Consider the following 8897-nt stretch of genomic DNA (forward strand, 5'->3'; position numbering starts at 1 on the left):
TTTCATTGAGTATTATTTCTCTCTTTATGACGCTCATAAGCCTTGAGCTGGCGCTGCAGTTCCTTTTTAATAGCAGGTTCTGGAGCATATTTTTCTTCCCAATTATCTGGTTTTAAGATTTTGTGGGTCACTGAATCAAAATGAGCCTTGCCATCTGGAAAAATTTTCCCCATATTAGCCTGATGGACAATGTCAAAAATACGTTCTGGGTCCACCCCCATCAAGACAAAACTACCGTAGGTAAAGTAAAGCGTGTCAATCAAGGCATCCACTTGCCCTATCAAATCTTGCTGGGCAGGCGTCTTCTTGGCTACTTTATCTGCCGCCTTATCAAGAGCCTGATGAAGTTGCGATAGAGCTTGACCAAAGTCCTCTTCAGAAGGACTGGCTGCTCGAACAAACTCCACCAATTCTTCTATTTTAAAGCCAGCCCTATGGGTTGCACCTTCTAAATTCCAAGCTCGAGGTTCTTCTTGAGTCCGTTCATCCATCATGTGGTGGAAGGTCTTGACCTTATTGAAATGATAGTCACGGCTGACAAAGACTTTTTCTGAAGACAAAACACCAAAATGTTCCAAGGCCTTATGGATTCCGTCTTGCTGATTGCTGGTTGTAATGTGCTTGGCAACTTCCTTGACACTGCTACTACCATTTCCCATAGCGACCGACATACCGACACCCGCCAGCATTTCTAGGTCGTTATCTGAGTCACCAAAGGCCATGACTTGGTTGAGGTCAAAGCCATATTCTTTCCCGACTCGGCGTATGCCTTCCAATTTAGAGTTCCCTTGATTGATGACATCCGCTGCAAAAGGATTGCTACGTGTCAATTTCAAGTCTTCAAAATCAGCTGCCGCCTTCTCAGATTCTTCTGGCGTCATCAGCATCAAAACTTGGTAGATAGGCTGATTCATCAGATGAAGCAGGTCTTCTTCCTTTTGGGGAACAACCTTGCTGACCATACGATTAAAGGAATGACTCACCGTCCGGGTTAAAACAGAGGGAACGAAGCGACTGATTCGTTGGGAAAAAGAACCCAGACCAAAGGACATGATTTTAGAACCCAGCATGGCATCCTTGGTCCCTAGGGCAATCTCCTTCCCCTCTTTTTTAGCATAGCTAATTAGATGGCGCAAGTGCAACTTGGAAATAGGGCTCGTGAACAAGACTCTGTCTTTAGTAAAGATGTACTGGCCATTATAGGTTACCGCAAAATCCAGGTCCAAATCGTCCATCAATTCCTTAACAAAAAAAGGTCCTCGCCCTGTCGCTACACCGACAAGCACCCCTTGTTCTTTAACAATCTTAATCGCGTCCCTAGTGGATTTCAAAACACTCTTGCGATTGTTGACCAAGGTTCCATCGATATCAAAAAAAACAGCTTTGACTTCCATCCTATCCCAATCTCCCCTTTTGTGATACAATGATTATACCACATTTCAGAAAGAGTAAGTAAATCATGCCTAAGAAAATCCTTGTTTTACATACGGGTGGGACTATTTCCATGCAGGCCGATGCTTTTGGCGCTGTTGTGACGAGTTCAGATAATCCTATGAATCATGTGTCCAACCCACTTGAAGGAATCCAAGTTCATGCCTTGGACTTTTTTAATCTGCCAAGCCCCCATATCAAACCCAAACATATGCTGGCTCTCTACCAAAAAATCAAAGAGGAAGCAGATAATTACGATGGGGTGGTGATCACACACGGAACCGATACTTTAGAGGAAACAGCCTATTTCCTTGATACCATGGAAATTCCCCACATGCCCATCGTTCTAACAGGAGCCATGCGCAGCTCCAATGAACTCGGTAGTGATGGTGTTTATAACTATCTGAGTGCTTTACGGGTAGCTAGCGATGACAAGGCTGCTGACAAAGGAGTTTTGGTCGTTATGAACGATGAAATCCACGCTGCCAAGTATGTCACCAAAACACATACGACCAACGTCAGCACCTTCCAGACCCCAACACATGGCCCCCTCGGTCTCATCATGAAACAGGAAATCCTCTACTTTAAAACAGCTGAACCTCGTGTTCGCTTTGATCTTGATCACATACAAGGCTTGGTGCCTATCATCTCGGCTTATGCTGGTATGACAGATGAGCTGATTGATATGCTGGATTTGGAACAATTGGACGGTTTGATTATCCAAGCCTTCGGAGCTGGTAATATTCCCAAAGAAACGGCTCAAAAATTAGAAAACCTTCTGCAAAAAGGAATCCCAGTCGCTCTGGTATCACGATGCTTTAACGGTATAGCAGAACCTGTTTATGCCTACCAGGGTGGGGGCGTGCAATTACAAAAATCTGGTGTCTTCTTTATTAAAGAACTCAACGCCCAAAAAGCCCGCTTGAAACTCCTTATTGCCCTCAATGCCGGACTAACAGGGCAAGATTTGAAAGACTATATGGAAGGCTAAGACTCTTGAAAAATCTCTTCAAACCACGTCAGCTTCCATCTACAAGCTCAAAGCAAGGACTTGAGCTGACTTCGTCAGTTCTATCCACAAGCTCAAAACAGGGACTTGAGCTGACTTCATCAGTTTCATCCACAAGCTCAAAGCAGGGACTTGAGCTGACTTCATCAGTTTCATCTACAAGCTCAAAGCAGTGTGTTGCGCAGCCTTTAACCAGCCGCCTAGTCCGCTCTATGGTATTCATTAAGTCAACATCTCTTGTTTAAGAGCACAAAATCAGGAAATCTTCTCGATTCCCTGATTTTTTCTATTTACGTTTTCGTGTTGAACGACGTTCTGTTAATCCATGAGATAATAGAACTTCACGTTCTTCCAACACTTCCTTGTGCATAATCTTAGTCAACATACGCATACTAATGGCACCAAGGTCATAAAGAGGTTGGGCAATAGTTGTCAAGTTTGGACGGGTAAAGCGAGAGACTTGCGAATCATCACTGGCAATGATCTCAAATTCTTCTGGTACTGACACACCTTTATCAGCCAAACCGTTCAAGACACCTGCCGCCAACTCATCACCTGTTACAATTGCTGCAGTTGCATTTGATGAAATCAAGCGCTCTGCCAAGGCATAGCCATCTTCATAAGTGTATTTAGATTCAAATACCAAGCCTTCGCTATAAGGAATATCTGCTTTTTTCAAAGCTTCCTTGTAACCAACCAAACGAACCTTACCATTGATGTCATCCACTAGTGGACCACTGACAAAAGCAATGCGCTCATTTTCTTTAGCGAGGTAGGTCACTGCATCAATCGTAGCTTGTTTGTAGTCAATATTGACACTTGGAAGCTGATGCTCTACATCCACAGTTCCTGCGAGAACAATCGGAGTACGTGAACGCGAAAATTCTGAGCGAATTTTATCTGTCAAGTGATAACCCATAAAGATAATGCCATCTACCTGCTTTGAAAAGAGGGTATTGACAACAGAAACTTCTTTCTCGTTATCTTCATCGCTATTAGCTAGGACAATATTGTACTTGTACATTTCTGCAATATCATCAATCCCCTTAGCCAAACTCGAAAAATAACCATTGGTAATATTTGGAATCACGACACCAACAGTGGTTGTCTTTTTACTTGCAAGACCACGCGCAACTGCATTTGGACGATAATCCAAACGATCAATTACCTCTAACACTTTTTTACGGGTATTCTCTTTTACATTTTTATTGCCATTAACCACACGGCTGACCGTCGCCATGGAAACACCTGCTTCACGAGCGACATCATAAATGGTTACTGTATCATCTGCATTCATTCCTTTTCCTGTCCTTTCTATCCCACACATTCTTTTACAAGTAGAGGCACCGATTAAAGCTCTATATCTACTTACAAAAGTGAAGATGTGAAAATTTCGTTTTCATATTTTTACTTATTCCATTCTATCACTAATTGTAAACACTTTCAAGTGTTTTTTGAGGATTGATTGAAAAAATTTCATAGAAAGCCTAGGTTTAGCTCCTTGCTACCACCTTAGAGCCACAAAAAGGAGGAAACTAAGCCCCCTCAAGTTACAAATTGTTTGATTGAATAATTTTAATTTTAACACATAATGGTTTTCGCGTTATGATAGTATCACAACCAACCAGATTCTTTCGCGATATTAGCTGCCTCTGTTCGATTACCTGCATCTAGTTTCGAAAGAATATTAGTGACATAGTTTCGGACTGTTCCGTTGGATAGATAAAGTTTGTCTGCAATTTCTTGGTTAGAGAAACCCTGAGCAATTCCCTTTAAGACTGCGATTTCTTGTTCTGTTAATGGATTGGGATGCGTCATCACCACTTCCATCAATTCAGGCGAATACTCCTTGCGTCCTTCGAGGACGGTGTGCAAGGTTTGCATGAGGTCTGCAATGCTTCGTTCCTTTAATACATAAGCATCCACTCCAGCCTTGACCGCACGTTCAAAATACCCAGCACGCTTGAAGGTCGTCACCACAACCACCTTTGTTTCTAGCTTTTCTGATCGTATCCACTCCAAAACCTCGAGACCTGTCTTAACAGGCATTTCTACGTCAAGGATGGCGATATCTACAGACTCCTTTTCTAATAGTTGAATTGCTTCCTGCCCATTCTTGGCTTGGAGGACAGACTCTACATCTGCTTGAAAGGCAAGCAACTGGCACATGGCATCTCGCAACATACTTTGATCTTCTGCAACAAGTAGTTTCATCTTAGTTTCTCTCCTTATAAGGTAGTCGAACCTGCAATTCCGTTGGATGTTTCTGACTGATTACACTTACTTCTCCTGAAAATGGGAAAACACGATCTCGGACTGTATGGAGCTCATCCCCGCTTATAGAAGCAAAGCCACAGCCATCATCTCTCACTGTTAGAATGAGTTCTTTCTCTGTCCGTTCTAATTTTAAGTAAGCTTTAGACGCTTGGGCATGTTTGATGATATTGGTCACTAATTCAAGCAAAATCATGGAAGCCGTTGACTCCAATTCCTGAGTTAAGCTAGCTGTATCTAGTTGATTAGCTATTTCCACCTCAATTCCAGCAATTTCTAACATCTTTTTCACAGTCTCTAGTTCGGATGTCAAAGTTCTAGACTTAAGATTTTCCACAATGGTTCGCACTTCACGCATTGATTCTTTGCTAATTTGCTGTATTTCTCTTAATTCCTTTTCCACCTGTGGATAAGCCTGTATTTGAAATAACTGCAAGGCTAGATCAGTTTTAACACTAATCATAGCAAAGGTATGCCCCAGACTATCATGCAAATCTTGACCGATACGACTGCGTTCATTTTCAGCAAGCAATAGATTTATCTGGGCATTTTGCTTAGCCTGAGCTTCTTTCAAATCCTCCACAATACGAATCCGAACCAAGCCAAAAGTCATTAAATCGATAAAAGTGATAATTCCAAGCAGATAGACTAGAAACTCAACTTCAACTTCCTGAAAAATCAAAAGTTGCCCCACAACAAGGAATTGAGCAAGGAGAAAAGTCCGGACATGTAAAGAATTAAAACTACGTACGCCGAAATGATAAATTAAGAGATTGGCAAGGAAAAAGAAGAACCAGATATAATTTACACCAACAAAGGCAGTATTCCCAGCTACATAGGCTAGCATAATCACCCAACAGAGCCAGGATAAACGCTGACTCTTGGTGGTTAAAACACCTAAGTAAGCCAAGACAAACAGAATGTCAATCAACAAATGCCAGCTAGGAAGCTCCCCAGTCACTACAGGAACGATGGGAAAAACCATAAAAATCAAACTGGTCCAATACATATAGTCTATGCTTTTCAGTCTTTCAAGCATTAAGCATTCTCCTTATGACCTTGAAGGTAAATGGTCAAACCAAACAAAACTGCTGAAAAAACAAGTAGATAAACTGTGGCTGATAAATTGATGCCACCCTCGTTTAAGAAGGTCTTGAGCAACTCCATCAACTGATAAGTTGGTAGGCACTTCCCGATTGCTTGCATCCAGTCTGGAAATAAAGAGATGGGCATCCATAGTCCGCCTAAAACAGCCAAGCCTAGATAGAGAAGATTGCCCACGACTGACATCAGCTGACTAGACGGTAAGAGAGTCAGGATCAAGCCAAGCGCTACAAAGGCAATACTTCCTACTATCAGCAAGAACGCAGCCCCAATCCAGCTTCCTAGAGGCATATCCACACCTCTGACCAAGTGCCCAACTGAGAAAACCACCAAGATTGAGATCAAATAATCAACCAGCATACTTGTTATCTTTGATAGATAATATTCTACCATATTTACAGGGGTATGGCGCAATGTTTTCTGCCAGTTGTTGATTTTATCGGTATGTAAAACAGCTGGGAATGAAAACATAGCTGTCGACATCATGGAAAAAGCCGTCATGGAGATGAGGTAGTCGCGCATAAAATTAGCCGGTCCACCTGGTGTTTCTTGGTACATGCCTGAAAAGAATAAATAGAAGGCTGTCGGCATACCTACTGATAATAAATAATAGACTAATTGTCGTTTGGTCAATAGAAATTCTATCTTGTTTAGTGCGATCCATCGTTTCATCTTAGTCATCTCCCTTTTGTGTTTCTTCAAAGATTGTATCCAACAAGCTACGATTATTGACTTCAATTTCTTGAATCCTACATCCTGCTTGCACTAACAGTTGCCAAAAAGCATCCGCTTCACATGTAACTACTTGCAAAGCATCTTGTTTTTGTGACCAGTTTTCAACCAAGTTAGACTGCTCAATGACTTCCTTGTATGCTAGAGGAAGGATAAAGTGCTTTTCAATCTCCTCACTGCGCATGGCTAGAGGTGTTGTATCGCGAATCAACTCTCCCTTATTCAAGACCAAGATTCGATCCGCTGTATGCTCTACCTCTTCGATATAATGGGACGAATAGAGGATGGTTACTCCCTGAGCTTTTAACTCCTGAACAATTTCCCAAAAGCGTTGACGAGTTGAAGTATCCATGGCAGCAGTTGGTTCATCTAAAAAGACAAGCTTTGGTCGTCCAATCAAGGTCAAAACAAAAGAGAAGAGACGCTTTTGCCCGCCTGACAATTTTTCTGCGAATTGCTCTTTCTGTTGCTGGTCAAACTGCAATAGTTGATCGATTTCCTGATTACTCAAGTGATTTGGATAAATTTTTTGAAAGAAAGCAATCAACTCTTTTACCTTTAGTTTCTGAACGATTACATTCTCTTGAGGGAGATAGGATCTAGTGTAGTCTAACTTAGAGCTCGTCACTGGCAAGCCTTGGATGGATACTTGACCGCTTGTGACCAGTTTATCTCCAAGCAAACAGTCCAAGAGTGTGGTCTTCCCAGCACCATTGGGGCCAATCAAGGCGACGCATTCGCCTTCTGTCACCTCAAAGGAAATATCCTTCAAAATAGCCTTGCCCTTGATATTTTTATGTAATCCTTGAACCTTAATCATGTTCATGATATTCTCCTTTCAGCAACTCCTTTCCCATCGGAAAGGCTATAAAAATCATAAATCCTAATCCCCATGCACCACGGATGAATTGGTGAAGGAAGGCTTGATTAAACCAATCAGTAAACATTTCTACCAACCATACCAAGAGTGACAGGCCGATAAAAAGATAGAGAAACGCTTTTTCATTTTTCAAACTCCTTTTTCACATCTGAGACTAATTTCAAACCTTCTCGGATAAGCCAAGACAAGATCCCAAAGCCTGTAAATAACTCCCAAGGAAAATGATAAAATCCTTCATCGAATCCTGAAAACATGAAATAAGTCATGAGTCCTACTGCTACTAAACTCATTGCGACAATCATTTTATTTTTCATCTCTTCTTCCTCCATTTCATACTTCAATTATAGACTTTTGAAGTTTGCGGAGCTAGATGCTTCTGTCACTAGGAAATATGACAAATGTCATAAAAATTCTGTTCAAAACAAGCAAGATACACTATACAATAAAACACAAGTAGAAAAATCTAAGGCAGCTTCCTCAAACGAGATATCAAACACCATTCACACTATAATGTAAACTAATACTTATTTAAAATCAAAAAGAATAGAAATTTTTATCAGACAAACACATATATTATACGTTGAACAAAACCCTTCTATTGCTTTCTTAAAAATTTATAGGAGTTATAAAATCTGTTAAATTTCAATGTGTATACCTAAACTACGGTATTTATTGAAAAGACTGGAGACAAAAAGTATACGCTGCCAAAATGAATTACTGAAAATCAAAAAAGAGAGAACGAAACTGATTCTCTCTTGATTTATTTACTATCTAGTTTAAAAAAGAAAAAAGATACACTCACGTATCCCTGTAACGAATCGGGAAGACAGGATTCGAACCTGCGACACCTTGGTCCCAAACCAAGTACTCTACCAAGCTGAGCTACTTCCCGAGTTAAATAGAAAAATGCACCCTAGAGGAGTCGAACCTCTAACCGCCTGATTCGTAGTCAGGTACTCTATCCAGTTGAGCTAAGGGTGCTCATTAGTTTATGCCGAGGACCGGAATCGAACCGGTACGATCGTTACCAATCGCAGGATTTTAAGTCCTGTGCGTCTGCCAGTTCCGCCACCCCGGCCTCTCCAAGCGAACGACGGGATTCGAACCCGCGACCCCCACCTTGGCAAGGTGGTGTTCTACCACTGAACTACGTTCGCACTGTTTTCTTCTATCTAAAAATGCCGGCTACATGACTTGAACACGCGACCCTCTGATTACAAATCAGATGCTCTACCAACTGAGCTAAGCCGGCTCATTTATTATATCTTAATGCGGGTTAAGGGACTTGAACCCCCACGCCGTTAAGCGCCAGATCCTAAATCTGGTGCGTCTGCCAATTCCGCCAAACCCGCATATATGACCCGTACTGGGCTCGAACCAGTGACCCATTGATTAAAAGTCAATTGCTCTACCAACTGAGCTAACGAGTCTAAAATAACTTCCGTTATCTTAAACGGTCCCGACGGG

General features: G+C 41.6%; 10 protein-coding genes and 7 tRNA genes. 1 reads left to right on the forward strand and 16 read right to left on the reverse strand.

Going from position 1 to position 8897, the window contains the following annotated elements; genetic code table 11:
- Positions 1–2: 2 nt before the first annotated feature.
- A complete protein-coding gene (locus tag HT736_RS10590) occupies positions 3–1394 on the reverse strand; it encodes a Cof-type HAD-IIB family hydrolase (RefSeq protein WP_172931033.1) in 1392 nt (463 codons plus the stop codon).
- Positions 1395–1459: 65 nt separating this feature from the next.
- On the opposite strand from HT736_RS10590, the gene HT736_RS10595 reads away from it, so the two are divergent.
- Positions 1460–2422: an asparaginase gene (locus tag HT736_RS10595; RefSeq protein WP_023934180.1), complete on the forward strand. Its 963-nt coding sequence runs from the start codon at positions 1460–1462 to the stop codon at positions 2420–2422.
- Positions 2423–2461: 39 nt separating this feature from the next.
- Here the strand turns inward: HT736_RS10595 and HT736_RS12015 are convergent, their stop codons facing one another.
- The 15 genes from HT736_RS12015 to HT736_RS10665 all read right to left on the reverse strand — a co-directional run bounded on the left by HT736_RS12015 (position 2462) and on the right by HT736_RS10665 (position 8860).
- On the reverse strand, positions 2462–2596 hold the full coding sequence (locus tag HT736_RS12015; protein WP_023934178.1) for a hypothetical protein: 135 nt from the start codon (positions 2594–2596) through the stop codon (positions 2462–2464).
- A gap of 130 nt (positions 2597–2726) precedes the next feature.
- Positions 2727–3737, reverse strand: coding sequence for a catabolite control protein A (gene ccpA / locus HT736_RS10600; RefSeq protein ID WP_000990604.1), 1011 nt, complete (start codon positions 3735–3737; stop codon positions 2727–2729).
- A gap of 317 nt (positions 3738–4054) precedes the next feature.
- A complete protein-coding gene (locus HT736_RS10605; RefSeq protein ID WP_023934176.1) occupies positions 4055–4654 on the reverse strand; it encodes a response regulator transcription factor in 600 nt (199 codons plus the stop codon).
- A 1-nt stretch (position 4655) separates the two neighbouring features.
- Complete coding sequence (locus HT736_RS10610; RefSeq protein WP_172930328.1) at positions 4656–5753, reverse strand: sensor histidine kinase; 1098 nt, start codon at positions 5751–5753, stop codon at positions 4656–4658.
- On the reverse strand, positions 5753–6490 hold the full coding sequence (locus tag HT736_RS10615; RefSeq protein WP_031243889.1) for an ABC transporter permease: 738 nt from the start codon (positions 6488–6490) through the stop codon (positions 5753–5755). Before HT736_RS10615 ends, HT736_RS10610 begins: the two co-directional genes overlap by 1 nt.
- Position 6491: 1 nt before the next feature.
- Positions 6492–7376: an ABC transporter ATP-binding protein gene (locus HT736_RS10620; RefSeq protein WP_023934170.1), complete on the reverse strand. Its 885-nt coding sequence runs from the start codon at positions 7374–7376 to the stop codon at positions 6492–6494.
- Complete coding sequence (locus tag HT736_RS10625; RefSeq protein ID WP_023934168.1) at positions 7363–7563, reverse strand: hypothetical protein; 201 nt, start codon at positions 7561–7563, stop codon at positions 7363–7365. The genes HT736_RS10620 and HT736_RS10625 overlap by 14 nt, the downstream gene beginning before the upstream one ends.
- Complete coding sequence (locus HT736_RS10630) at positions 7553–7759, reverse strand: hypothetical protein (RefSeq protein WP_023934166.1); 207 nt, start codon at positions 7757–7759, stop codon at positions 7553–7555. The genes HT736_RS10625 and HT736_RS10630 overlap by 11 nt, the downstream gene beginning before the upstream one ends.
- A 489-nt stretch (positions 7760–8248) precedes the next feature.
- Positions 8249–8322: transfer RNA gene (locus tag HT736_RS10635), tRNA-Pro, on the reverse strand.
- A gap of 15 nt (positions 8323–8337) precedes the next feature.
- Positions 8338–8411: transfer RNA gene (locus HT736_RS10640), tRNA-Arg, on the reverse strand.
- 11 nt (positions 8412–8422) lie between these two features.
- A tRNA-Leu gene (locus HT736_RS10645) sits at positions 8423–8508 on the reverse strand.
- A gap of 7 nt (positions 8509–8515) precedes the next feature.
- A tRNA-Gly gene (locus HT736_RS10650) sits at positions 8516–8587 on the reverse strand.
- Positions 8588–8609: 22 nt separating this feature from the next.
- Positions 8610–8682 (reverse strand) — tRNA-Thr (locus HT736_RS10655).
- A gap of 18 nt (positions 8683–8700) precedes the next feature.
- Positions 8701–8782, reverse strand: a tRNA-Leu gene (locus HT736_RS10660).
- A 5-nt stretch (positions 8783–8787) separates the two neighbouring features.
- Positions 8788–8860, reverse strand: a tRNA-Lys gene (locus HT736_RS10665).
- Between the last annotated feature and the right edge of the window lie 37 nt (positions 8861–8897).

This window comes from Streptococcus sp. 339, assembly GCF_013277285.1.
In the GTDB taxonomy this organism is placed as follows: Bacteria; Bacillota; Bacilli; order Lactobacillales; family Streptococcaceae; genus Streptococcus; species Streptococcus pseudopneumoniae.